Here is a 26,018-nt window from a genome sequence, read left to right as displayed (position 1 = left end):
TAAAATTGAAAAACCCTCCAGTTAAACTGGAGGGTCTGTTTCGTGACTCCGTCTGGATTCAAACCAGAAACCTTCTGATCCGTAGTCAGATGCTCTATTCAGTTGAGCTACGGAGCCATTCCCTTTGTATCGAACGGGATGCAAATGTAGGGAAGTTTTTTATTTCTGCAAATCTTTCTCCCCTTTTTTTCAGCAATTTACATTTTACAATTATTTTTGACAGCAGTAACAAAACGCTGAAACCCGTGAAAATACAGCTCTGGAGCATAGGTAAAGAAAATGACGCGTGGATCGATGAAGGGATTAAAATATTCCGGAAAAGATTACAGCACTATACCGATTTCGATATCAAGCTGATCCCGACAGTGAAACAGGCCGCCAGTCTTTCCATCCCCGAACTGAAAAAACAGGAAGGAAAGATCATCCTCGATATGCTGCAGCCGCAGGATTATCTTCTCGCGCTCGACGAGCGCGGTAAAGCCTTCAGTACGCTGCAACTGGCGGATTTTCTCCGGCAGCGGAACAATGCCGGCACGCGCCAGCTGATCGTGCTGATCGGCGGGGCTTTCGGGATCGATGCCGCGGTGCTGCAACGCGCCAACGTGCAGATGTCGCTATCCGACCTGACGTTCCCCCACCAGATCGTCCGCCTTATCATGACCGAACAGCTCTACAGGGCGTATACCGTCCTCAATAATGAGAAGTATCACCATCAATGATTATATTTACGGATTAATTACCGTGCAGCTTATGAGCATTACCCTTATCATCATCGTTATCACTTCCCTCGTTTCCATTACGACCTTTACCCGGCCGGGAGACATGGAGAAGCTCAGTTTCTGGCCTTACCAGGTAAATCACCGCAATCAATATTACCGTTTCTTCACCTCGGGTCTCGTACACCGCGATTTCATGCACCTGTTCTTCAACATGCTGTCGCTGTTTTTTTTCGGGGATTATATTTCCTTCTATTTCGAAAGGGTGTTGGGCAGTGTGTATTACTTTCCGCTGCTGTACTTGCTGGGCCTCGTTTTGCCCGACATAGCGAATTATTTCAGGTATAAGGATATTTACGGTTACCAGTCGATCGGCGCGTCCGGCGCGGTGTCTGCCGTGCTGTTTTCCTGCGTGCTGTTCGACCCCTGGCAGAAGATCGGGCTCTATTTCTTCATCCCGATGTGGTTCATCCTGTATGCCGTGCTGTACCTGGTGTATTCGGCGTACATGTCGCGCCGCGGGGGCGACGGGATCGACCATAGCGCGCACTTCTGGGGCGCCGTGCTGGGCCTGGTGTTTCCCATCGTCATCAAGCCTGCCGTGTTCACGTACTTCCTGCAGCGCCTGCTCAATCCCTGATCAGCGGGTTGTTTCCATCTTCAAAACGAGTATCTGCTCCGTATGTTCCGTAACGCGGAAACGGTGGTCCAGCCGCATGCCCATCACCCATACGATCCGTTTGCCGGATTCCAGCACCCATACCTTTTCCTTGTCGGGAAGGGATAGTTTCTGGTCGATGAACAGGCGGCTGAGTTTCTTCTTTTTATTGAGGCCGAGCGGATAGCAATAATCACCGGTTTTCCATTTGCGGACCATGAGCGGGAACGTAATTTCCGACGCGTTGAGGTACGCCACATCCGCATCTGCGGGGATGGGGCGGCCTTCGTATTTTTCTTCGCGCAATGTGATGCGGAACCCCGGAAGCAGCACTTCGCGCTGGCCGGCTTCGATGAGGAAATGCGCGGACAGCGATTCCTGTAGCGGCGTAACGATCAGCCATTTGCGGTCGCGGACGATGCGGTGCGTGGCGGTGGTGACGAACTTGCCGGGGCCTGCTTCCAGCAAATCCACTGCCTGTGCGGCCAGGTGGGTATTGCAGCCGAAGGGCCTGAGCAGTTCGTACGCGATGGTAGACAGGGGTTGTACCTGTTTCAGTTTCAGCACGGGGATGAAATACTCCTCCCCTTTTTTCTCCAGGAGCTTTTTCCGGTACCCTTCCACAGCTTGCTGGTAGAGCATTTCCGCTTCCCGGAAACGCAGGATGGACGCGCCTGTCTGGCGCACCACGTCCGGATACGCTTCCCGCAACTGTGGCAACACGTGGTGCCGGAAATAGTTCCGCGTGTATTTATCGGATGCGTTGGAGCTGTCTTCCACGAAAGCCAGTTGCTCTGCCATCATATAGCCCGCAATATCTTCCCGCGTGGCGAACAGCAGCGGCCTTACGAGCGCGCCCTGTTTCGGCAGGATGCCGTGGAGGCCGGAAATCCCCGTTCCTTTGGACAGGTTCATCCAGAGCGTTTCCACGCTGTCTTGCATGTGATGCGCCGTGGCAACGGCGTTCAGCCCGGCCTGGATGCGCAGTTCCTCCAGCCAGGCGTACCGCAAATCCCTCGCGGCTTCCTGGATGGATCGTTTTTGGGTGGATGCATATTCGTTTGTGTCGAAATGTTTGACATGAAAAGGGACGTCCAGTTGGGCGGCGAAGTTGCGGACGAAGGTTTCGTCGCGGTCGGATTCTGCGCCTCTCAGCCGGAAGTTGCCATGTGCGATCTGGATGGGGATGCCGGAGGTGTGCAGCAGGTGCGCGAGCGCCACGGAATCGGCGCCTCCGCTTACGGCAACGAGCAGCGTGGCGCCGGCGGGCACGATGGATTCGCGGTCCATGAACGCGCGCAGGGCGGCGCGGAAACTCGCCGCGTCGAAGGGGTTAAAGGTCTTCATGGGCGGCCTGGAGTTCGTTGTAAGCGTGCATGTCGCGCTGCTGGCGGGCCATGTCCATTCCTTTTTCGTACGTGGCGGCGGCGGCGTCCCGTTCGCCGAGGCGCTCGAGCACTTTCCCGAGATGGAAGTAGGAGCCCACGTAGGCGGGATCTGCGGCCAGGAGGGCTTCGAACGTGGCGCGGGCGGCCGTGTCGTCGTTGATTTTCACGTATTCGAGGGCCAGGGCATGACGCAGGAAGCTGTCTGCCGGGGCGCTTTCAAGAAATGATTTTATTTGTGCGATTTTGTCCATGCGGTCGATTTCTAAGCAATATGTTAAACGTATCGTGGCTGCTGATGGCTGAACCCCTAAATCCCATATATTTGTAAATACTGCATTTTTCACCAAAACCAGTAAACGGATATGAAGATCTTAGTATGTATCAGTAAAACGCCCGACACAACTGCAAAAATAGCTTTCACGGACAATAACACGAAATTCAGTGAGGCGGGAGTGCAGTTTATCATCAACCCGTACGATGAGTGGTATGCGCTGGTAAGGGCGCTGGAGCTGAAGGAAACCCAGGGTGCCACGGTGCACCTGATCACCGTGGGCGGTGCCGATACCGAGGCTGTTATCCGCAAGGCGCTGGCATTGGGGGGCGATGAAGCCTTCCGTGTGAATGCCGATAGCCAGGACAGCTTCTACATCGCTTCGCAGATTGCGGCGGTGGCCAAACAGGAACAATACGACATCATATTTACCGGTAAGGAAACGATCGATTATAACGGTTCTTCCGTGGGCGGCATGGTGGCAGAATTGCTGGGCCTGCCTTTCGTTTCCATCGCCAGCAAGCTGGACGTGAACGGCACTACCGCCACGCTGAAACGCGAGATCGAAGGCGGTGAGGAATTGGTGGAAGTGAGCCTGCCGCTGGCGCTGAGCGCACAGAAAGGCATGGCGGAAGCGCGTATTCCCAATATGCGCGGCATCATGGCGGCGCGGACCAAGCCCCTGAAAGTGGTAGAACCCGTAGCGGTGGAGGCATTGACGTCCATCGTATCCTTTGAACTGCCCCCTGCGAAGGCGGGCGTGAAAATGATAGCGGCAGACCAGGCGGAAGAGCTCGCCCGTTTGCTGCATGAAGAAGCCAAAGTGATCTAGGGCCTCCCCTTTCCATTCATTCATTACCAACAAAAAAAGTAGAAAATGTCAGTCATCATATTTGCCGATCAATTCCAGGGAAAAGTAAAGAAATCAGCGAACGAAGCCGTACAATACGGCGCCCAAATCGCGCAGCAGCTGGGCGTTCCGGCGGTTGCGGTAGCCGTTGGGGAAATCGACAATGCGGAGCTCGCGGCGCTGGGCCATTACGGCGCGTCGAAAGTATTGCATGTAGTGGATGCGCGGCTGAATGAACCCGAATCCGGCGTGGTAACCAAAGTGATGGCGGAAGCCGTAGCGAAAGAAAACGGGTCTGTGATCGTGTTTTCGCACAACTTCGCGGGCCGCTCCATCGCGCCGCAGCTGTCGGCCAAGTTGAAAGCAGGCTTCGTAGCGGGTGCCATCGGTATGCCGGATACTTCGGCGGGCTTCGTGGTGAAGAAAAACGTGTTTTCCGGAAAGGCTTTCGCGAACGTGAATATTACTACCGACAAAAAGATCGTATCCGTGATGCCGAATACCTTTTCGTTGAATCCCGGCAGCGGGAGCGCTTCGGTGGAGGCGTTCGCGGCGGGTTTGAGCGATGCGGATTTCCGGATCAAAACGCTGAAAGTGGAAACGGTGAGCGGCGAAGTGCCGCTGACGGAGGCCGAGATCGTGGTGAGCGGCGGCCGAGGCCTCAAAGGCCCCGAGCACTGGGGGATCGTGGAAGAACTCGCGCATACGCTGGGCGCGGCTACCGCATGCAGCCGCCCGGTGGCGGACGCCGGCTGGAGGCCGCATCATGAGCACGTGGGCCAGACCGGTTTTACCGTACGTCCCAACCTTTACATCGCCATCGGCATTTCCGGCGCTATCCAGCACCTGGCGGGTGTAAACGGCAGCAAAACCATCGTCGTGATCAACAAAGACCCCGAAGCGCCGTTCTTCAAAGCGGCCGATTACGGGATCGTGGGAGACGCGTTCGAAGTGGTGCCCAGGCTGACCGAAGCTGTAAAGAAATATAAAGGGAATTAATGATAATGTGCTGACTGCCGCCCGTTCGTACAGCCGCAGCCGGAAAATAAAACCGGCTTCCTGCGCGAACAGCGGCAGTCACGCTTTTTCTATATCGAATATTTTTCTAACTTCACGTCTTATACACGTTTAATTGTGAGCGCTTACGCATAATGACCGTATGAGAAAAATAGAATTGGAAATAGTCGCACTGTCGCACAGTATAACACAAACCCATTCTTATGCCGTTGTACTTGGAGAAGTGAACGGATTAAGAAGGCTTCCCATCGTAATCGGAGGGTTTGAAGCGCAAGCTATTGCGGTGGCGTTGGAGAAGATGCAACCCAGCCGCCCGTTGACCCATGATCTTATGAAGAACTTCATGAATGCGTTTAGTGTTGAACTGCATGAAGTAGTGATCAGCAATCTCCAGGAAGGTATTTTTTACTCGAAGCTGGTTTGCTCCAATAACGACGATACTATCGAAATCGATTCGCGGACTTCCGACGCCCTGGCCCTGGCCGTGCGGTTCGGATGCCCCATTTACACTTACGAGAATATTCTCAACAGCGCCGGCATTTTGCTGGACGACCCCGGTAAGAAGGCCACCAAAGCGGCCGGCACGCCTTCCATTTCAGAGCATGAAAAAGGCACCGAAGACGATCTGAAAGCCCTGAACCTCGAGGAACTGAATACGCTGCTACAGGAGGTTTTGGAGCAGGAAGACTACATCCGCGCCATCGCCATCCGCGACGAGATCAACAGCCGTAAAAGCAAATAACCGGAAGTGATCGTTTTTCCCAATTGCAAGATCAACCTGGGCCTGCACATCCTGCGGAAGCGGGACGATGGTTTTCATGACCTGGAAACCGTGTTTTATCCCCTGCCCGTCCGCGATGCGCTGGAGATAATTACCGCGCCTGCACTGGCTTTCAGTCAGTCGGGGATCGCCATTCCCGGAGATGCGGCGGATAATCTTTGCATGCGGGCTTACCAGCTGCTGAAGGCCGATTTTCCCGAATTGCCCGCGGTGCATATTCATTTGCATAAAGTGATCCCTACCGGCGCGGGGTTGGGCGGTGGATCGGCAGACGGCGCATTTACCCTGACTTTACTGAATACGAAATACAACCTGGGGCTGGACGAGGCCCGGCTGATGGGCTATGCCGCACGGCTGGGGAGCGATTGCCCGTTTTTCATCCGCAACCGGGCCAGCCTGGGGCAAGGGCGCGGCGAGGTCCTTTCGCCTTTCCAGGTAGACCTTTCGGGGTATTCATTTTTACTGGTGCATCCCGGTGTTCATGTGAACACGGGTTGGGCGTTCGGGCAATTGCACCCGGGCGCGCCGGAAATCCCGTTGTCGGCCATAGACTGGAAAGACGTAAAAAGCTGGAAAGGCCGTTTGACGAATGATTTTGAGGCGCCGGTCTTTACGAAACATCCGGAGATCGCTGCGATACGCGACCGGATGTACGACGCAGGGGCGGTTTATGCGAGTATGAGCGGCAGTGGATCGGCGGTGTACGGGATCTATGAAGCGGGAAAAGTACCGGATTTGAAATGGAAGGAAGGGTATACTGTTTTTAGGGGATGATAAGGTGTTCCGGAAATACTTGTAAAAAATCTCATAAGGCTTGAAAAAGGAAAGATGTTGATCGGTTACTATTGGTAACCGATTTTTGTTTTAGAAAGGGTTAAGTTTTGTTGTCACCGAAAATGTGCCTGGTATTGAGCAGGGGTGTCAAAGCCTGACTTCGCGGGGTGCGGTTCTGCCGAAAACTTAGCTGTTCATGGCGGGTCCCGGATTGGGCATATTTTGCCGCCGTCTACGGAAGGCGTAGGTGTATGGGGGAGTGAATTGGGGGCAGGAGGTTGATAAACGCAGGGCTGGAAGGGGAAAGTGAGGGGCATAAAAAAACCGGTCACAATGTAACCGGTTGATTTATAGCGATGTTGAATCGACTTATTTTACAGACGCTACGAGAGATTTGAAAGTCTCCGGTTCGTTCATGGCCAGGTCAGCCAGAACTTTACGGTTGAGACCAATATTCTTTTCGGTCAGTCTGTGAATGAGCTGAGAGTAGGTCATTCCTTCGGCACGAGCGGCGGCGTTGATACGCGCGATCCACAGTGTCCGGTATTCTCTTTTCTTCAGTTTGCGACCTACGTAGCTATATGTGAGCCCTTTCTCCAGTACGTTTTTGGCTACGGTATATACGTTTTTACGTTTACCGTAGAATCCTTTGGCTTGCTTCAGGATCTTCTTTCTTCTGGCTCTGGACGCAACTGCGTTTACGGAACGAGGCATGTTATGCTTTTTAAAACTTGTTTAACGAAAATTAATGAGTTAGCGAAGTACGAGCATACGCTTTACCAGGTTCAGATTGGCATCTGCTACCAGGCTACTTCCTCTGAGAGAACGTTTCCTTTTGTTTGACTTTTTGGTCAACAGGTGACTTTTGTATGCTTTCGGACGTTTGATCGCTCCGCTGCCGGTCACCGTAAACGTCTTCTTCGCACGGCTATGAGTCTTTACTTTAGGCATCTTACTACGAATTTGGTCTGCAAAGGTAGTTATTTATTTTACAAATAGCGCAAGCAGCATAAAAAAAATAAAATATTGCCGGTATACCTGAAAAAAAGTTAACATTTTTTCCACTTCAATAATCATTTGAAAGTCAATCCGCCAATACTCTATTAACCATACTTAACTGCAATTTTAACACGTACTGGTAAATTTATATTTTTGGATATAACCATATTATGATTAATTTTAAATTCAGAATTTCTAAAATTTGTCCATATCGGTATTGACTGAATTTAACCGAAGCCTATGAAATCGATCCTGTACGCCTATGAAAACCAGCGCCGGACCCATCGTCCCGCATTGTTTCAAACAAATTATCAAGTCGTCTTACCGGCCTTCCGGTTCTGACCACCTCCGCTCCCCTGCTCATTAGCCGGGGATTCGGTATTTCATTCACAAAATTGTTTGCGACAATGAGACGAATTTTACTACTGCTTGTTATATTAATGTCCGCCGCCGGGATGACACTGGCCCAAACCAGCTTACCAAGGGTCTATAACGATGACTTTGACTCCTGGATGAATGCTCCCGAGAACGTCTGTCTGGACAAATACGCGGCGATCCACGTATTCTTCAGAAGCACGCGCAGCCCGGACAGCGTCAAATGGACAATTACGCTGCCCTCCGGCTCGGTCTTCGTATACCGGGCTTCCATGGGAAGGCCCAGTCCGATTTTATGGGTAAACAGCCAGGTCACATACGGTTCAAGACAGATCAATCCCGGCCAATCCATCTTGCTCGACATGAAAGAGGTTGGCACTTACACGATCCGGGCTACATTATATAGAAGATATAATGGGACCAATTATGTGCGGGAGGTCCAGCAGAACATTTCTGTGTCGGATTGCCCTATCACCAAGTGCCTCGGCGACTTTGCGCCCGATACGAACTTCGAAGAAGACTTCGGGACTTTCACGGCGGGCGGTCCTCGCCGGCCTGTTACTTCCGGTACGATCGATTATAATTATAACTCCAACCCATACGTTGCAGGTAACACCAGTAATGGATGGCCCCTCGCCGACGACTGGTATACTGTTTATTACAATTCGATACGCGGCGGCCGGGCGGAGTGGGACAATGTGGACGATCATACCAATAATGGCTATGGTGGCATGCTGATCGCCAACTCCTCGGAACAGCCTAAAACTTTCTATAAGAGAGAAGTGAACGCGCTCTGCCCTGGTGCGAAATATAATTTCTCGGCCTGGTTTATCAACCTTAACTCCCACCAGGTGCTGTCAAGTGTCTGTGCCGGCTATGGAAGTCCTTACCAATATGCCGGTGTGACTTTCATCATCAGGAACAAAGCCACAAATGCGATCATCGGCCAGTTTTATACAGGCGATGTGTCCATGGACCTCCGCCGCCTTGATGCGGGCGATCAGCGGTTGACCGGCTGGCAGCAATTCGGGGGTACCGTGACATTGCCACCTGGCGTGGAGGATGTAACGGTTGAGATCAAGAACAATAATGACGGCGGTTGTGGTAACGACATTGCGGTGGACGACATCAAATTCGAATTCTGCGCGCCCAAGATCTTTACCTATATCGACGGCGTTGGTACATCGGATTATATTTGCCCGGGCGCAGGCCTTACTGTTAAAGCCACCATCGACCCGATCGATTATTTCGACAATCCTGTTTATCATTGGGAAGTACGCCGTGGCCTGACCGGTACATGGACGCCTATCACCGCCGCATCAGGCTATACCGGTGTGAACACGGCCGTGCTCACCATCCCCGAAGGGCTCCTCACAGAACCCAATGTGGATTTTTATTATCGATTGATGGTGATCGAAAACGGGAACAATGTTCCGGGATCGAAATGTTATACGCCATCGTCGCCCGTATTGATCGGCGTCATACCACTACCGGATATCGTTGTGCCGAAGGATTCGCTGTGTAAAGGCGAATCGCTGGTGTTGACGGCGGTGCCGCTGGAATCTTCTGCCAACCCTAACGGTTACGAGCAGTTCGATTTCACCGGTAACTATATTATGCCCTGGCCGTCGGGACCGCAACCGAAAGACAAGATCCTCATCCAGCCAGACGTAACTTCCACCTACATCGTGGCCGGTACGGCCTATTTTGGTATGGTGGGCAGTGTTCCGCGTTATTGTACGCGGCGCGATACCGTAACCATATATGTGGACGAGCCGCCGGTAGTGAACCTGGGGCCGGACACGGTTGTCTGCGCAGGCTCGTCTGTAACGCTGGACGCAGGAGCGGCCAATGCCGGATACAAGCTCCGCTGGATGCCGAGCAACTCCATCACGCCATCTATCAACGTGACGGCGCCTCCCCTGGACGGCGATTCCATCAAGCCATACCTCGAAGTGCGGAACGGGCAGTGTTTACGGACGGATACGATAAAGATCTCGTCGGTAAAGAACCCCGTGGCCAACATCCAGAACGTGAACGCGCAGTGTACCAATCCGGTGACCACAACTTACCGCATACGCAATACCGGTGGTACTCCCGCCGGCAAAACACCGTATACCGTAACCTGGGAAATCGTAGGTGCCGCGAACGGTGCCAGTCTGACAATCCCGGCATCGGCCACCAACGAGCGCGACCTGATCAATATGCCGCCGAACGTGCCCGTGCGCGTGCGGTTGACGATATCTTCCGACCTGGCGGATTGTAAAACCGTTTCGGAGAGGGAATTTATCACGTATACCAGGCCCACTGCAACGGTAACGGAGACGGATATGTCGCAATGTTCCCGCACATTTACCATGACGGCGCAACCCCTCACCGATACATCGCTGATCGGTACCTGGGAGCCCGACATACTGCCGGCTCCATTTACCATTCCTGCCAGCGAAGTAAATAACCCCAATGCGGTGATCACCTACAACGGCGCTGCGGGCACATCTGCCGTCGTGAATTGGGTGGTGCGTAAACGGAACGGCAATGCGAAAAGCTGTCCCCCGGTTACGATTCCCGTGACACTGCGTTACTTCAATGGTCCGACGGTGACGATCCCCTCGGCCATCGATGTCTGCAAGGCAACGCCATTTACCTTCCCGCTGACATATACGGCAACGAACGCACCGTCCCGGTACGACCTCGAAGCGATTGCGCCCATAATGCCGGGCTTCGTGGATATTAAAGATATGCCCCTGCCCAGCACGACCGGTGGTACCATCACGGTAACCTATCCGTCCGCCGCCGCTCCAGGAACATATCGCTTCCGCATGACGGTACGTAAACCGGTAGGAACCACCAATGATACCTGCTTTGATGCGAAGGAGTTCGACGTAGTGCTGAATACCCCGTCTACCACACCAACCATCGGCGTAACCGACGGCAGCATCTGCGTGGGTGAAACCGTGACGCTGAGCATCGCCAGCGGAACGATCGGCTCCAACTCGGAGTGGGTATGGTATCGCGGCGATTGCGCTACGGGCGTGGAGATCGGGCGGAACGTGACTTCCATCAACGTCTCCCCCACTGCTACGACCACTTATTCCGTACATGCTATCGGCAGTACAACATGCGGCAATTCTGCCTGCGTGAGCACTACGGTAACCGTGTTCCAGCAACCGGTTAAGCCGAACGCCGGTCCTGACCAGGAAAAATGTAACGATGAACTGTTCCAGCTGGCGGCATCTGCTCCGGGCGTTGCCGGCGCGGTAGGCACCTGGACGGCGAACCCCGCTTCCGTGGTGTTCTCCGATATCCATAGCCCCACCAGCACGGCAAGGGTTTTTGTGGGTACCACCGCCATGCTTATCTGGACGGTCACGAACGGCGATTGCGCGGCAGTGTCTGACACGGTGTTGCTGACCAATCTCAACGAAATCAATCAGAATATTATCCGGGAAGACCAGGTAATTTGTCCGAACACCGTTCCGGCGCAGATTTATGACGTTGGGCATCCGTCCAGCGGCACCGGTACCTTCACTTATAGCTGGCAGTCCAGCACCACCAGCGCCACCGCCGGGTTTACGACGATCCCCGGTGCAGCGGCCACGGGTGAGTATTATCAGCCGGGCGCGCTAACGGTAACTACATGGTTCCGCAGGATAGTGAACTCCGGTGCATGTACAGATACTTCCGCGCCGGTTAAGATCACGGTAAGCACCAATCCGCCTACAGTGGTAACGACCCCGCCGAACCTGAGCAGGGAATGCGATAAAACATTGGATTATACGACACTTTTCGGTACGCCTACGTTCCAGCACCCGCTGGGCCTGGCGCTTACCATTACGCATGCCGATGTTACAGTGAACAATACCTGCGGCATGACCATTACCCGTACATGGACGGCCGAAGACCCTTGCGGATTGAAAGTGACCACTTCCCAAACCATCACGGTGACGGATACGATGAAACCCGTCCTACAATTCCCCAACGGCCACGTCCCTGTTGACACGACGGTGAGCTGTTCGGCGGTACCCGCGGCGATCACGGCATCCGCTACGGATAATTGTACGGCAGACGCTGCGGTGACCGTAACGGTGAATACCGTTCTGGACGCATCGTTTACCGGCACCTGCGTGAACAATTATGTGCTGATCCGCACCTGGACAGCGAAAGACAATTGCAATAACGAATTGATACATACCCAGCGGATCACGGTGGTGGACACTTCGAAACCCACCATGACCTGGAGCCCTGTACTGGCCGATACGCTGAATGCGAACTGTAACGCCATTCCTGCTGCGGTAACGCCCACGGTGAGCGACAACTGTCTGCCTGCCGGCGTGACCGTAAGACTGGACTATACACAGGATACCATCAGGACCGGGGTGGCGAACTCCTGCCAGAACACTTACTGGCTGAAGCGCACCTGGACGGCTACCGATGCTTGCGGTAACAAATCCGAAAGAATCCAGATCGTGAAGGTGGTAGACAATGTGCCGCCGACGATCATCTGGAGTGGCGCCGCTCCTGCAGATGTGACGGTGAATTGCGACAATATCCCCGCAGCGATCAACCCCACAGCTACCGACAACTGTGCTTCGGTGAATGCGATCACGATCAGGCGGGATTCCGTGATCACGCGCGTGGCCGGCGATTGCGTCAGCAAGTACACGATTCGCCGTAACTGGACGGTAACGGACCTGTGCGGTAACGCTTCCACCCATTCCCAATTGATCACGGTACAGGATACCACCCGCCCGGCGCTGGTTTGGGCCGGAACACGGCCGGCCAATATCACGGTGAACTGTGATAATATCCCTGGCGCGGTGATGCCCACGGCTACCGATAACTGTACGCCTGCCAACGCGATCACGATCCGCCGGGATTCCGTTGTGACGCGCCCGACTTCGGGTTGCACGAGCAACTACACGATCCGCCGCATCTGGACGGCCACCGATCTTTGCAGCAACAGCACTACCTGGGAGCAGCTCATCACGGTGCAGGACACCACCCGTCCCGCCCTCGTATGGACCGGTGCAGCACCCGCCAACGTAACGGTGAACTGCGATAACATCCCCGGTGCAGTGATGCCGACGGCTACCGATAACTGTACACCTGCCAACGCGATCACGATCCGCCGCGATTCCGTGATCACCCGCGATCCGGCAGATTGCATCAGCAAATACACGATCCGCCGCATCTGGACGGCCACCGATCTTTGCAGCAACAGCACCACCTGGGAGCAGCTGATCACGGTGCAGGACACCACACGCCCGGCGCTGGTTTGGGCCGGAACCCGTCCTGCCAACGTAACCGTGAATTGCGATAATATTCCCGGCGCGGTGATGCCGACGGCTACCGACAACTGTACGCCTGCCAACGCGATCACGATCCGCCGCGATTCCGTTGTGACGCGCCCGACTTCGGGTTGCACGAGCAACTACACGATCCGCCGCATCTGGACGGCCACCGACCTGTGCAGCAACAGCACCACCTGGGAGCAGCTGATCACGGTGCAGGATACCACCCGCCCCACCCTCGTATGGACCGGTGCAGCGCCTGTCAACGTAACGGTGAATTGCGACAATATTCCTGGCGCGGTGATGCCGACGGCTACCGACAATTGTACGGCCGCCAACGCGATCACGATCCGCCGCGATTCCGTTGTGACGCGCCCGACTTCGGGTTGCACGAGCAACTACACGATCCGCCGTATCTGGACGGCTACCGATCTTTGCAGCAACAGCACTACCTGGGAGCAGCTCATCACGGTGCAGGATACTACCCGCCCGACGCTGGTTTGGGCCGGAACACGGCCTGCCAATATCACGGTGAACTGTGATAATATCCCTGGTGCGGTGATGCCGACGGCTACCGACAATTGTACGGCCGCCAACGCGATCACGATCCGCCGGGATTCCGTTGTGACGCGCCCGACTTCGGGTTGCACGAGCAACTACACGATCCGCCGTATCTGGACGGCTACCGATCTTTGCAGCAACAGCACTACCTGGGAGCAACTGATCACGGTACAGGATACCACCCGCCCGGCGCTGGTTTGGGCCGGAACACGGCCTGCCAATATCACGGTGAACTGTGATAATATCCCTGGCGCGGTGATGCCGACGGCTACCGACAACTGTACACCTGCCAATGCGATTACGATCCGACGCGATTCCGTTGTTACGCGCCCGACTTCGGGTTGCACGAGCAACTACACGATCCGCCGTATCTGGACGGCTACCGATCTTTGCAGCAACAGCACTACCTGGGAGCAGCTGATCACGGTGCAGGATACCACCCGCCCGGCGCTGGTTTGGGCTGGCCCCCGTCCTGCCAACATCACCGTGAATTGCGATAACATTCCTGGCGCGGTGATGCCGACTGCAAACGATAACTGTACGCCTGCCAACGCGATCACGATCCGCCGCGATTCGGTGATCATTCGTGATCCGGCAGATTGCATCAGCAAATACACGATCCGCCGCATCTGGACGGCCACCGACCTGTGCAGCAACAGCACTACCTGGGAGCAGCTCATCACGGTGCAGGATACCACCCGCCCTACCCTCGTATGGACTGGTGCAGCACCTGCCAACATCACCGTAAACTGCGATAATATCCCTGGCGCGGTGATGCCCACGGCTACCGATAACTGTACGCCTGCCAATGCGATCACGATCCGCCGGGATTCCGTTGTGACGCGCCCGACTTCGGGTTGCACGAGCAACTACACGATCCGCCGCATCTGGACCGCCACCGACCTGTGCAGCAACAGCACCACCTGGGAGCAGCTCATCACGGTGCAGGATACCACCCGTCCGACATTGGTTTGGGCCGGCACCCGTCCTGCCAACATCACCGTGAACTGCGACAATATCCCTGGTGCGGTGATGCCGACGGCTACCGACAACTGTACACCTGCCAACGCGATCACGATCCGCCGCGATTCCGTTGTGACGCGCCCGACTTCGGGTTGCACGAGCAACTACACGATCCGCCGCATCTGGACGGCGACTGACCTGTGCAATAACAGCACTACCTGGGAGCAACTGATCACCGTTCAGGACACTACCCGTCCGACGATGGTATGGGCTACTACCGCTCCTGCCAACGTAACAGTGAACTGCGACAACATCCCCGGTGCAGTGATGCCGACTGCAAACGATAATTGCACGCCTGCGAACGCGATCACCATCCGCCGCGATTCGGTGATCACCCGCAATCCAGCCGATTGCATCAGCAAATACACGATCCGCCGTATCTGGACGGCTACCGACCTCTGTGGTAACGTGGCCCGCTACGAGCAGCTGATCACGGTACAGGATACCACCCGCCCTGTACTGGCATTCGCAAATGGCGCTCCGCGCGACACGACGGTGAATTGCGACGCCGTTCCCGCCACTGTAACGGCTGCCGCTACGGATAACTGTACACCTGCGAACCAGGTGACGATCACCATCCGTCTCGACACGCTGCGTACCGGAAGTACCTGCATCTCCAACTACCAGATCCGCCGCACCTGGATCGCTACCGACCTGTGCGGTAATACCGATACGCATATCCAGCTTATCACGGTACAGGATACGACCCTCCCCCGACTCGTTTGGGCGACTACAGCTCCTGCCAACATCACTGTGAATTGCGACAATATTCCCGGCGCTGCGATGCCGACGGCTACCGACAACTGTACGCCTGCCAACGCGATCTCGATCCGCCGCGATTCCGTTGTGACGCGCCCGACTTCGGGTTGCACAAGCAACTATACCATCCGCCGTATCTGGACGGCTACCGACCTGTGCGGTAACGCCATCTCGCACGAACAGCTCATTACGGTACGGGATACTACCCGTCCGACGCTGGTTTGGGCTGGCACCCGTCCTGCCAACGTAACGGTAAACTGCGATAACATCCCTGCTGCGGTGATGCCGACGGCTACCGATAACTGTACGCCTGCCAATGCGATCACTATTCGCCGGGATTCCGTTGTGACGCGCCCGACCACGGGTTGCACGAGCAACTACACGATCCGCCGCATCTGGACAGCGACCGATCTTTGCAATAACAGCACCAGCTGGGAGCAACTGATCACGGTGCAGGATACCACCCGCCCGGCGCTGGTTTGGGCTGGCCCCCGTCCTGCCAACATCACCGTAAACTGCGATAACATTCCCGGCGCGGTGATGCCCACGGCTACCGACAATTGTACGCCTGCCAACGCGATCACGATCCGCCGGGATTCGGTTGTGACGCGCCCGACTTCGGGTTGCACGAGCAACTACACGATCCGCCGTATCTGGACGGCCACCGACCTGTGCAGCAACAGCACCACCTGGGAGCAGCTCATCACGGTGCAGGACACCACCCGTCCGACATTGGTTTGGGCCGGCACCCGTCCTGCCAACATCACCGTGAACTGCGACAACATCCCTGGCGCGGTGATGCCGACGGCTACCGACAACTGTACACCTGCCAATGCGATCACCATCCGTCGGGATTCCGTTGTGACGCGCCCGACTTCGGGTTGCACGAGCAACTACACGATCCGCCGCATCTGGACGGCCACCGACCTTTGCAATAACAGCACTACCTGGGAACAACTGATCACCGTTCAGGACACTACCCGTCCGACGATGGTATGGGCTGGGACACGGCCGGCCAACGTAACGGTGAACTGCGACAACATCCCTGGCGCGGTGATGCCGACTGCAAACGATAATTGCACGCCTGCGAACGCGATCACCATCCGCCGCGATTCCGTGATCACCCGCAATCCTGCCGATTGCATCAGCAAATACACGATCCGCCGTATCTGGACGGCTACCGACCTCTGTGGTAACGTGGCCCGCTACGAGCAGCTGATCACGGTACAGGATACCACCCGCCCGGTACTGGCATTCGCAAATGGCGCTCCGCGCGACACGACGGTGAATTGCGACGCCGTTCCCGCCACTGTAACGGCTACCGCTACGGATAACTGTACACCTGCGAACCAGGTGACGATCACCATCCGTCTCGACACGCTGCGTACCGGAAGTACCTGCATCTCCAACTACCAGATCCGCCGCACCTGGATCGCTACCGACCTGTGCGGTAACACCGATACGCATATTCAAATGGTGACGGTGCGTGATACGACCCGTCCTGCCCTCGTGTGGACCGGCGCCCGTCCTGCCAACATCACCGTGAATTGCGACAACATTCCCGGTGCCGTGATGCCGAACGCTACCGACAATTGTACGCCTGGCAACAGGATCACGATCCGTCGCGACTCCGTTGTGACGCGCCCGACTTCGGGTTGCACGAGCAACTATACCATCCGCCGTATCTGGACGGCTACCGACCTGTGCGGCAACGCCATCTCGCACGAACAGCTCATTACGGTACGGGACACTACCCGTCCGATGCTGGTTTGGGCTGGCACCCGTCCTGCCAACGTAACGGTAAACTGCGATAACATCCCTGCTGCGGTGATGCCGGCGGCTACCGATAACTGTACGCCTGCCAACCAGATCACTATTCGCCGGGATTCCGTTGTGACGCGTCCGACTTCTGGTTGCACGAGCAACTACACGATCCGCCGCATCTGGACGGCCACCGATCTGTGCAATAACAGCACCAGCTGGGAGCAACTGATCACGGTACAGGATACCACCCGTCCGGCGCTGGTTTGGGCTGGCCCCCGTCCTGCCAACATCACCGTAAACTGCGATAACATTCCCGGCGCGGTGATGCCGACGGCTACCGACAATTGTACGCCTGCCAACGCGATCACGATCCGCCGCGATTCGGTTGTGACGCGCCCGACTTCGGGTTGCACGAGCAACTACACGATCCGCCGTATCTGGACGGCCACCGACCTGTGCAGCAACAGCACCACCTGGGAGCAGCTCATCACGGTGCAGGACACCACCCGTCCGACATTGGTTTGGGCCGGCACCCGTCCTGCCAACATCACCGTGAACTGCGACAACATCCCTGGCGCGGTGATGCCGACGGCTACCGACAACTGTACACCTGCCAACGCGATCACGATCCGCCGGGATTCCGTTGTGACGCGCCCGACTTCGGGTTGCACGAGCAACTACACGATCCGCCGCATCTGGACGGCCACCGACCTGTGCAATAACAGCACTACCTGGGAACAACTGATCACCGTTCAGGACACTACCCGTCCGACGATGGTATGGGCTACTACCGCTCCTGCCAACGTAACGGTGAACTGCGACAACATCCCTGGCGCGGTGATGCCGACTGCAAACGATAATTGCACGCCTGCGAACGCGATCACCATCCGCCGCGATTCGGTGATCACCCGCAATCCTGCCGATTGCATCAGCAAATACACGATCCGCCGTATCTGGACGGCTACCGACCTCTGTGGTAACGTGGCCCGCTACGAGCAGCTGATCACGGTACAGGATACCACCCGCCCGGGATTTGTTTGGAACGGTCCGGCACCGGCCAACATCACGGTGAATTGCGACGCCATCCCCGCCAGGGCGATCCCGCTCGCGACCGACAACTGCACGCCGGCCAATCAAATAGTACTGGTATACGACTCCACCATCATCCGTACCCCCGGAGCCTGTGCAAGCAGCTACCAGATCATGCGGAGATGGACGATCACGGACCGCTGCGGCAACATGAACATGCACCAGCAACTGGTGACCGTTCAGGATACCACCCGCCCGAATATCGTTTGGAACGGTGCCCGTCCTGCCAACATCACCGTAAATTGCGACGCCATCCCGGCAGCAGTGATGCCGGCGGCAACCGACAACTGTACGCCCGCCAATGCGATCACCATCCGCCGCGATTCCGTGATCACCCGTGTTTCTGGCATGTGTGTGAGCAATTACACCATCCGCCGTATCTGGACCGTTACCGACGGCTGCGGTAACGCATCCACCCACGAACAACTGATCACCGTTCAGGACACCACCCGCCCCACCCTCGTGTGGACCGGTGCGCGCCCTGCCAATGTAACGGTGAACTGCGATAACATCCCCGGCGCTATGATGCCGGCGGCTACCGACAACTGTACGCCCGGCAACCAGATCACGATCCGTCGCGATTCCGTGATCACCCGCGCACCGGGCGCCTGCATCAGCAGCTATACCATCCGCCGCATCTGGACGGCTACCGACCTGTGCAACAACAGCACCAGCTGGGAACAGCTGATCACCGTACAGGATACGACCATGCCGAAATTCACCTGGACGGGCGGATTGCCTGCGGATATGACCGCCAATTGCGATGCACTTCCCGCAAGGCCGGTGCCGACCGTTTCTGATAACTGTACGCCTGCCAACCAGATCACGCTGGTGATGGATTCCGTGATCACCCGCGCTCCGGGCGCTTGTGTGAGCAATTACACCATTCGGCGCACCTGGACCGCTACCGACCTTTGCGGCAACGTGGCTACGCATGTGCAGACTGTCACCGTCCGGGATACTACCCGCCCCGTGCTGGTATGGACCGGTGCCCGCCCTGCCAACGTAACCGTGAACTGCGATGCCATCCCGGCCGCAGCAACCGCCATGGCAACGGATAACTGTACGCCTGTGAACCAGATCGATATGGATTACCGCCAGGATACGGTGCGCGCTTCCAACGCCTGCGTGAACAATTACCAACTGCGCCGCACCTGGACCGCTACCGACCTTTGCGGCAACGTGATCTCCCACGTTCAGACCGTTACCGTACAGGACACTACCAAGCCCGTAATGGTTTGGGCAAGCCGTCCTGCCAACGTAACCGTGAACTGCGACGCCGTACCTGCCGCCGTCATGCCGGCCGCTACGGACAACTGTACGCCGGGCAACATGGTGACCATCGAACTGAAGACCGATACCCTTCGCGCAAACAGCGCCTGCATCAATAATTACCAGCTGCGCCGAACCTGGACTGCCACCGACCTTTGCGGTAATTTCAGCACGCACGTTCAGCTGGTGACCGTTCAGGATACCACCAATCCGGTGTTCTCCTTCCCGAACGGACAGCCTGTAGACGCTACCGTGAGCTGCGACGCCATTCCTGCCACCCCTGTGGTGAACGCAACGGATAATTGCAGCATGGGCAACCAGGTGACCGTTTCCCTGAAAGTGGATACCATCCGCACATCCGGTGCCTGCGCCAACAATTACCGCCTGCGCCGCACCTGGACGGCCACCGATCTCTGCGGCAACAGCGCGACTTTCGTACAGACGCTGACCGTAGAAGACAGGACCGCTCCCGTGTTCACCATGCCTGCGCCTGCAGATGTAACGGTGAACTGCGACGAGATCCCTGCACAGCCCGACCTCACTGCCATCGACAACTGCAGCCCGGCCGGTAAAGTGACCGTTCTGAAAAACGAAAACAGGAACCCGATTCCCGGCGCCTGCGCCAACAACTACCTCCTGATCCGCACCTGGACGGCCATCGATGAGTGCAGGAACGCGCAGACCGTGACGCAGACCATCACCGTAGTAGATACCAAAGCGCCCGTGTTCACCAGCGCAGCACCTGCAGACACCACTGTGGATTGCGACAAAGTGCCCGCCGCACCGAACATGAACGCTACCGACAATTGCAGCACCGGCAACAACGTGACCGTCCGCTTCAGCGAAACCCGCCGCGATATACCGGGCGCCTGCATCAACCACTACGAACTGATCCGCACCTGGACCGCCACCGACGAATGCGGCAACTTCAATACCGTATCGCAGACCGTAACGGTACAAGACACCACGGCCCCCGTGTTCACCAGCCCCGCTCCTGCCAACGCAACGGTAGCGTGCGACAAGGTGCCCGCACAGCCTGATCTGTCTGCCACCGACAACTGCGCCGGTAATGTGGCCGTCGTGAAAAACGAACAGCGCATCGACAGCACCTGCGCCAATACTTATCGCCTCATCCGCACCTGGACGGCTACCGATGTATGCGGCAACAGCACCACGCTCACGCAGACCATCATCGTGGCCGACCGTACCAAGCCGGTGTTTACCACCCCGATCCCGGCAGATACCACGGTGAATTGCGACGCCATCCCGGCACGCCCCGTGATCACGGCCAGCGATAACTGTGCAGGTGTTATCAATGTTCAGTTCGAAGAAGAACATATCGACATCCCCGGCGCCTGCGCCAATAATTACAGGTTGCTCCGCACCTGGACGGCCAACGACGGATGCGGCAATATCACCAAAGTGATCCAGGTGATCACGGTGAGAGACACCACCCGTCCCGCGTTCATGATGCCTACACCGGCAGATACGACGGTGAATTGCGACGCCATCCCCGTGCAGCCCGACCTCACGGCTACCGACAACTGCTCCGCCGCCAGCGACGTGACCGTTGTGAAAAACGAGACCCGTGAAAACATCGCCGGCGCATGTGCCAACAACTACCGCCTCATCCGTACCTGGACGGCTACCGACGCCTGCGGCAACGCCCGCACCGTGCGCCAGGTGGTTACGGTTCAGGATACGACCAGGCCCGTGTTTGCCCTGCCCGTTCCCATGGATGCGACCGTAGATTGCAACGCCGTACCGGCACAACCCGACATTGCGGCTACCGACAACTGCTCCGCACCAAACCGCGTGACCATCGTGAAGAACGAGCGCCGTGAAGACATCGCCGGAGCATGCGCCAACAACTACCGCCTCATCCGCACCTGGACGGCTACCGACGAATGCGGCAACAACGCCGTGCTGACACAGGTGATCACGGTACAGGATACCACACGCCCGAATTTCACGATGCCGGTACCGGCCGACGTAACGGTGAATTGTGACGCCATCCCGACACAGCCCGACCTGTCGGTAACCGACAACTGTACTGCTACCAGCGCCATCAGGATCGTGAAGAGCGAACGCCGCGAAGACATCGCCGGTGCATGCGTGAACAACTATCGCCTGATCCGTACCTGGACCGCGACCGACGAATGCGGCAACGCCCGCACGGTGACGCAGGTGCTGACCGTTCAGGACACCACCCGTCCCACTTTCGTAGGCAGCACGCCGGCAGACGCTACGGTAGAATGCAGCGCCATCCCGGTTCAGCCGAACCTCAACGTGACCGACAACTGCTCTGCCAGCAATAATGTGATAGTAGTGAAAAACGAACGCCGCGAAGATATCCCCGGCGCTTGTGCGAACAACTATCGCCTCATCCGTACCTGGACGGCGACCGACGAGTGTGGCAACAGCACCACGGTTCAACAGGTACTGACGGTGAGAGATACCACCGCACCGGTATTCACTACGCCTGCTCCGGCAGACGCTACGGTAGAGTGCCACGCTATCCCGGCACAGCCCGACCTGACGGCGAACGACGCCTGCTCCGGTACCAACGTGACGATCGTGAAGAACGAACGCCGCGAAGACATACCCGGCGCCTGCGCGAACAATTACCGCCTCATCCGTACCTGGACGGCTACCGACGAATGCGGCAACGCCCGCACCGTGACACAGGTACTGACCGTTGTGGACAACACCAAACCCGTGTTCAACATGCCTGTTCCCGCGAATGCGACGGTTGAGTGCAGCGCCATCCCGGTGCAGCCGGACCTGACGGCCACCGACAACTGCTCGCCCGCTGCGAACGTGCGCATCGTGAAATACGAACGCCGCGAAGATATCCCCGGCGCCTGCGCGAACAACTACCGCCTCATCCGTACCTGGACGGCTACCGACGAATGCGGCAACGCAACCACGGTAACGCAGACGATCACGGTACAGGATACCACAGCGCCGGTCTTCACTACCCTGCCGCCGACCGACATTACACTGTCTTGCAGCGAAGTGCCCTCGGTGCCGGTAATGACCGCAACCGACAATTGCTCCGGCAATAACGTACGGATCGAGTACAGCTTCAGCAAGCGCCCGCTCTCCACCCGTTGCGCCGACAATTACCGCCTGACCCGCACCTGGAAAGCCATCGACGAATGTGGCAACGTAGCCATCGCTACGCAGGTGATCACGGTGATGGATACCACCAAGCCGACGTTCACCATGGCCGTACCGGCAGATACCACGGTGATGTGCGATAACCTCCCGGCTCCGGTGAGCATCAACGCTACCGACAACTGTACGCCCAGTGGCGGTGTGACCGTAAGGTTCAGATCTCTTCGCGAAACCGTACCGGGCAATTGCGCTTACCGGATCGTGAATATCTGGACGGCGGTAGACAACTGCGGCAACGCCAACGAAATGCGCCAGGTGATCACGGTGATCGACACGGTGAAACCCGTGATCGCCGCTCCCCCGGCAGACATTACGCTGACCTGCGGACAAGCCATCCCGACAGACCCGATCGCACTGACGGCGACCGACAACTGCTCGGAAGGTTTCCCCAAACAGGTCCAATACACCATCGACCCGTATACGCCTGACCTGTGTGCCGGTTATACCATCACCAGAAGATGGAAAGTGACCGATAATTGCGGCAACGCGGCAGACGACGTGATCCAGCAGATCCACGTGCTGCCCTGTCCGAAACCGGAACTGGAAGCGGAAGTATTCACGAACTGCTCTACCAATCCGTTCATCACCCTGAAAACCAAAGGCGACGTGAACAGACCTGTATACACCCTGGTAGGCGTAACGCCGGCCAATGCGGTAAGCGTTCCGATGACCTCCACGAACCCGCGCTTCAATGTGAACGGCGCTACTTCGGCCTCGTTCGTGGTGCGCGACGGTATCACCGGTTGTGTGTCCGATACGGTGACCTACACCATCAACTACCTGCAAATGCCTGTGGTGAACCTGGGCAGCGATACCAGTCTCTGCGGCGGTAACGGCATGGTACTGGATGCGGGCCCGGCCAACTTCGGGTACCAGATCAGATGGTCGACGGGTGAAACCACTCAACGTATCCGCATCACCCGCGCAGGCACTTATAAAGTGACCGTTAGCAACGGTATGTGCGAAGCGGCCGATTCCATCGAAGTGGGTGTGATCCCGATGCCGCTCATCGATCTGAAAGACACCACCATTTGCCGCGGCCAGTCCGTTAAACTGGACGCCACCGTGGAAGGCAACGCCACTTACCTGTGGAGCACCGGCGCCACCTCGCCCATCATCACGGTGAGCACGCAGGAACGTTTCTGGGTACGCGTCACCAAACTCGGATGTATCACCATCGATACCGTGAACGTAACGGTGAACCCGCCGCCAGACGTAACCCTCAGCAGAGATACGTCTATCTGCCCCGGCCAGTCCGTTATACTGACCGTCAACACCAACGCAGGCCGCATCCAGTGGGTTACCGGTGAAACCAGCAACTCCATCGTAGTGAGCAGGGCCGGCACTTACCAGGTGGCCGTGTTCAGGGACAATTGCGTGGTGAAAGAAGCCGTGAGAGTGAGCGAGCGCCCGGATATGAAGCTCGAGCTCGGTCCGGACCGCTACATGTGCCCCGGCAGCAGTATCCTGGTAGATGCAAGGCACCCCGACGTGAACGTGTACCGCTGGAACGATGGCGACCTCAACCCGATCAAGTCCATCACCCAGCCCGGCACCTACGTACTCGGCGTACTCGATAAATACTGCGACCGCTATAAAACAGACAGCATCAAGGTATCTTTCGCCGGCCCGCCGACGGTGAACCTGGGGAACGACACGATCATCTGCCGCGGCCGCCGCTTCATGCTGAAAGCCAACGCTACGAACGCCAGCCGTTACCTTTGGAGCACCGGTGCCACCACGGCTTCCATCGAAGTGAAAGAACCCGGTACCTACACCGTGACCGCCTTCAACGATTGCGGCAGCAGTACGGACGAAATCACTATCGATGTGAAAGATTGCGACAGCAAACCCGAAGTACCGAATGCCTTCTCTCCCAATGGCGACGGCAAGAACGATCTCTTCCGCCCCGTACTGAGAGGCCCGATGTACGAATACGAACTGCGCATCTTCAACCGTTGGGGTGAAATGGTGTTCATCAGCAAAGATCAGCACCAGGGTTGGGACGGAACGTACAAAGGCCGCCCTGTAGACGTAGGCACCTTCGTATGGTGGCTCACTTACAAGCGGACCACCTTCGGCCCGGCCTTCATCATCAAAGGCGATGTGACCGTGATCCGGTAATTTTTGACAGGAATATATGAATAGAAAAGGCCGTCCTTCCGGGCGGCCTTCTTCTTTTTTGTGCGATAGACCGCTGCCGGTTATCGGTACCATGAACTGGCGGTATCAATTGCCGGGGAAACAGTTTCTCGTCCTCGGGGCGGAAAACGGGCAACGATTGGATCCCATATATGTCAAATAAAAATTGCATATTTAGGTAGAATTAATCCTGATGAAGAAAACCTTCCTGCCAGGGCTCGTTGCGGCCTTATTGATGTTCGTTTGGGGATGTGACAAGGAAACCGAAACCGCGCGGGTCGTCCGCCAGCTGGTCGTAACCCGCATGGAAGGGCCAGACACCATCCGTCGCGGTGAAGTAGTGAGCCTGCAGGTGACGGTGCTTGCCGGGGCTTGTGAAGACGTTGCCCTGATCCATGCCATTACCTACGGCGATACGCTGGTTATTTCCAGTTTGGGTGGACGGAATGCCGAAACGCCCGACTGCAGCCAATCTGCGACACCGCGCAGCCATATGCTTTCCCTGGCCATCGGTGCGCCCGGGCCCAAGTACTTCCGCTTCCACGACGGGTCGGCGGCGGGTTTGATCGACTCGTTGTATGTGAAGTAGTGCCTGGCGGCAGCGTGCGGGCAGCCATTCCTAATTTTACGGTATTATTTCTTCCCGATCCGGCCCAGGTGCGTATCCTGGAAGCCGGTAGCCAGTTTGAGGCCGTAACCGAACACACGGTCGAGCGAGGAATGGGCGAATAAAACGATCCCTGCGAACGCCAGGGGCTCGAAGGCGAACCAGGTACCGGCGAAATAAGCCAGCAGGGCTACGCCCTTATGATGGAAGAAATTGTACAGCCAGGCGCCGGTGCGCGGGCCGCCCAGGTACCCGAGCATGCTCAGATCGGGTAATAAAAGGCAACCGAAAAACCACCACCACGATAAGGTGCACTGTTGTTCGAACATCAGCATGGCGAGCAGGAACATCGCCACTTCCTCCAGTTTTATCAATTTGGACATACTTGTCTGAAATATGCCGCAAAGTTGCGCTTTCTTTCGGAATCCTCACCAAATATTTCCACATGAAAAAAGGCCTCCCGGAACGCCGGGAGGCCTGGTATCGTTGAGGCGGGCCGTA

Annotated in this window: 13 protein-coding genes and 1 tRNA gene; 8 read left to right on the top strand and 6 right to left on the bottom strand. The window is 56.7% G+C overall.

The features are described from left to right. Nucleotides 1-43 precede the first annotated feature (43 nt). A tRNA-Arg gene (locus EJ361_RS01805) sits at nucleotides 44-117 on the bottom strand. 128 nt (nucleotides 118-245) lie between these two features. Between EJ361_RS01805 and EJ361_RS01800 the strand changes: the two genes are divergently transcribed. Both EJ361_RS01800 and EJ361_RS01795 read left to right on the top strand, forming a co-directional pair. Continuing rightward, entirely contained in the window at nucleotides 246-719 is a 474-nt protein-coding gene (locus EJ361_RS01800) for a 23S rRNA (pseudouridine(1915)-N(3))-methyltransferase RlmH (protein ID WP_126243632.1), read from the top strand. A 31-nt stretch (nucleotides 720-750) separates the two neighbouring features. Beyond that, nucleotides 751-1,356 (top strand): rhomboid family intramembrane serine protease, encoded by a 606-nt coding sequence (locus EJ361_RS01795; RefSeq protein ID WP_126243631.1) that lies wholly within the window; start codon nucleotides 751-753, stop codon nucleotides 1,354-1,356. Here the strand turns inward: EJ361_RS01795 and tilS are convergent, their stop codons facing one another. Continuing rightward, nucleotides 1,357-2,721: a tRNA lysidine(34) synthetase TilS gene (gene tilS, locus EJ361_RS01790; protein ID WP_126243630.1), complete on the bottom strand. Its 1,365-nt coding sequence runs from the start codon at nucleotides 2,719-2,721 to the stop codon at nucleotides 1,357-1,359. Next, nucleotides 2,708-3,013, bottom strand: coding sequence for a tetratricopeptide repeat protein (locus tag EJ361_RS01785; protein WP_126243629.1), 306 nt, complete (start codon nucleotides 3,011-3,013; stop codon nucleotides 2,708-2,710). The genes tilS and EJ361_RS01785 overlap by 14 nt, the downstream gene beginning before the upstream one ends. A gap of 111 nt (nucleotides 3,014-3,124) precedes the next feature. On the opposite strand from EJ361_RS01785, the gene EJ361_RS01780 reads away from it, so the two are divergent. The 4 genes from EJ361_RS01780 to ispE all read left to right on the top strand — a co-directional run bounded on the left by EJ361_RS01780 (nucleotide 3,125) and on the right by ispE (nucleotide 6,455). Beyond that, nucleotides 3,125-3,865 carry an electron transfer flavoprotein subunit beta/FixA family protein gene (locus tag EJ361_RS01780; RefSeq protein WP_126243628.1) on the top strand — a complete coding sequence of 247 codons (741 nt, stop codon included), beginning with the start codon at nucleotides 3,125-3,127 and terminating at the stop codon, nucleotides 3,863-3,865. Nucleotides 3,866-3,910: 45 nt separating this feature from the next. Beyond that, nucleotides 3,911-4,882: an electron transfer flavoprotein subunit alpha/FixB family protein gene (locus EJ361_RS01775; protein WP_126243627.1), complete on the top strand. Its 972-nt coding sequence runs from the start codon at nucleotides 3,911-3,913 to the stop codon at nucleotides 4,880-4,882. A 160-nt stretch (nucleotides 4,883-5,042) separates the two neighbouring features. After that, nucleotides 5,043-5,642: a bifunctional nuclease family protein gene (locus tag EJ361_RS01770; protein WP_126243626.1), complete on the top strand. Its 600-nt coding sequence runs from the start codon at nucleotides 5,043-5,045 to the stop codon at nucleotides 5,640-5,642. A gap of 6 nt (nucleotides 5,643-5,648) precedes the next feature. After that, entirely contained in the window at nucleotides 5,649-6,455 is an 807-nt protein-coding gene (ispE, locus tag EJ361_RS01765) for a 4-(cytidine 5'-diphospho)-2-C-methyl-D-erythritol kinase (protein ID WP_126243625.1), read from the top strand. Between the two features lie 369 nt (nucleotides 6,456-6,824). On the opposite strand, the gene rplT is transcribed toward ispE, so the two are convergent. Together rplT and rpmI are read right to left on the bottom strand one after the other, a co-directional pair. After that, nucleotides 6,825-7,169 (bottom strand): 50S ribosomal protein L20, encoded by a 345-nt coding sequence (gene rplT, locus EJ361_RS01760; protein ID WP_126243624.1) that lies wholly within the window; start codon nucleotides 7,167-7,169, stop codon nucleotides 6,825-6,827. A 39-nt stretch (nucleotides 7,170-7,208) separates the two neighbouring features. Then, nucleotides 7,209-7,406: a 50S ribosomal protein L35 gene (gene rpmI, locus EJ361_RS01755; RefSeq protein WP_109700507.1), complete on the bottom strand. Its 198-nt coding sequence runs from the start codon at nucleotides 7,404-7,406 to the stop codon at nucleotides 7,209-7,211. Between the two features lie 455 nt (nucleotides 7,407-7,861). Between rpmI and EJ361_RS01750 the strand changes: the two genes are divergently transcribed. Next, nucleotides 7,862-24,892, top strand: a complete 17,031-nt coding sequence (locus EJ361_RS01750; protein WP_126243623.1) for a gliding motility-associated C-terminal domain-containing protein — start codon at nucleotides 7,862-7,864, stop codon at nucleotides 24,890-24,892. Between the two features lie 211 nt (nucleotides 24,893-25,103). Next, complete coding sequence (locus EJ361_RS01745) at nucleotides 25,104-25,499, top strand: hypothetical protein (RefSeq protein WP_126243622.1); 396 nt, start codon at nucleotides 25,104-25,106, stop codon at nucleotides 25,497-25,499. Nucleotides 25,500-25,543: 44 nt separating this feature from the next. On the opposite strand, the gene EJ361_RS01740 is transcribed toward EJ361_RS01745, so the two are convergent. Next, nucleotides 25,544-25,900 carry a DUF4260 domain-containing protein gene (locus tag EJ361_RS01740; protein WP_126243621.1) on the bottom strand — a complete coding sequence of 119 codons (357 nt, stop codon included), beginning with the start codon at nucleotides 25,898-25,900 and terminating at the stop codon, nucleotides 25,544-25,546. Between the last annotated feature and the right edge of the window lie 118 nt (nucleotides 25,901-26,018).

Source organism: Chitinophaga rhizosphaerae, assembly GCF_003958645.1.
Classification (GTDB): Bacteria; Bacteroidota; Bacteroidia; order Chitinophagales; family Chitinophagaceae; genus Chitinophaga; species Chitinophaga rhizosphaerae.
This window is presented reverse-complemented; position numbering and strand designations above follow the sequence as displayed.

What these genes read in the sequence shown, in the direction of transcription:
- EJ361_RS01795 (WP_126243631.1), top strand. Translation starts at nt 751, where the DNA reads ATGAGCATTACCCTTATCATCATCGTTATCACTTCCCTCGTTTCCATT.
- tilS (WP_126243630.1), bottom strand. Translation starts at nt 2,721, where the DNA reads ATGAAGACCTTTAACCCCTTCGACGCGGCGAGTTTCCGCGCCGCCCTG.
- EJ361_RS01785 (WP_126243629.1), bottom strand. Translation starts at nt 3,013, where the DNA reads ATGGACAAAATCGCACAAATAAAATCATTTCTTGAAAGCGCCCCGGCA.
- EJ361_RS01780 (WP_126243628.1), top strand. Translation starts at nt 3,125, where the DNA reads ATGAAGATCTTAGTATGTATCAGTAAAACGCCCGACACAACTGCAAAA.
- EJ361_RS01775 (WP_126243627.1), top strand. Translation starts at nt 3,911, where the DNA reads ATGTCAGTCATCATATTTGCCGATCAATTCCAGGGAAAAGTAAAGAAA.
- EJ361_RS01770 (WP_126243626.1), top strand. Translation starts at nt 5,043, where the DNA reads ATGAGAAAAATAGAATTGGAAATAGTCGCACTGTCGCACAGTATAACA.
- rplT (WP_126243624.1), bottom strand. Translation starts at nt 7,169, where the DNA reads ATGCCTCGTTCCGTAAACGCAGTTGCGTCCAGAGCCAGAAGAAAGAAG.
- rpmI (WP_109700507.1), bottom strand. Translation starts at nt 7,406, where the DNA reads ATGCCTAAAGTAAAGACTCATAGCCGTGCGAAGAAGACGTTTACGGTG.
- EJ361_RS01750 (WP_126243623.1), top strand. Translation starts at nt 7,862, where the DNA reads ATGAGACGAATTTTACTACTGCTTGTTATATTAATGTCCGCCGCCGGG.
- EJ361_RS01745 (WP_126243622.1), top strand. Translation starts at nt 25,104, where the DNA reads ATGAAGAAAACCTTCCTGCCAGGGCTCGTTGCGGCCTTATTGATGTTC.
- EJ361_RS01740 (WP_126243621.1), bottom strand. Translation starts at nt 25,900, where the DNA reads ATGTCCAAATTGATAAAACTGGAGGAAGTGGCGATGTTCCTGCTCGCC.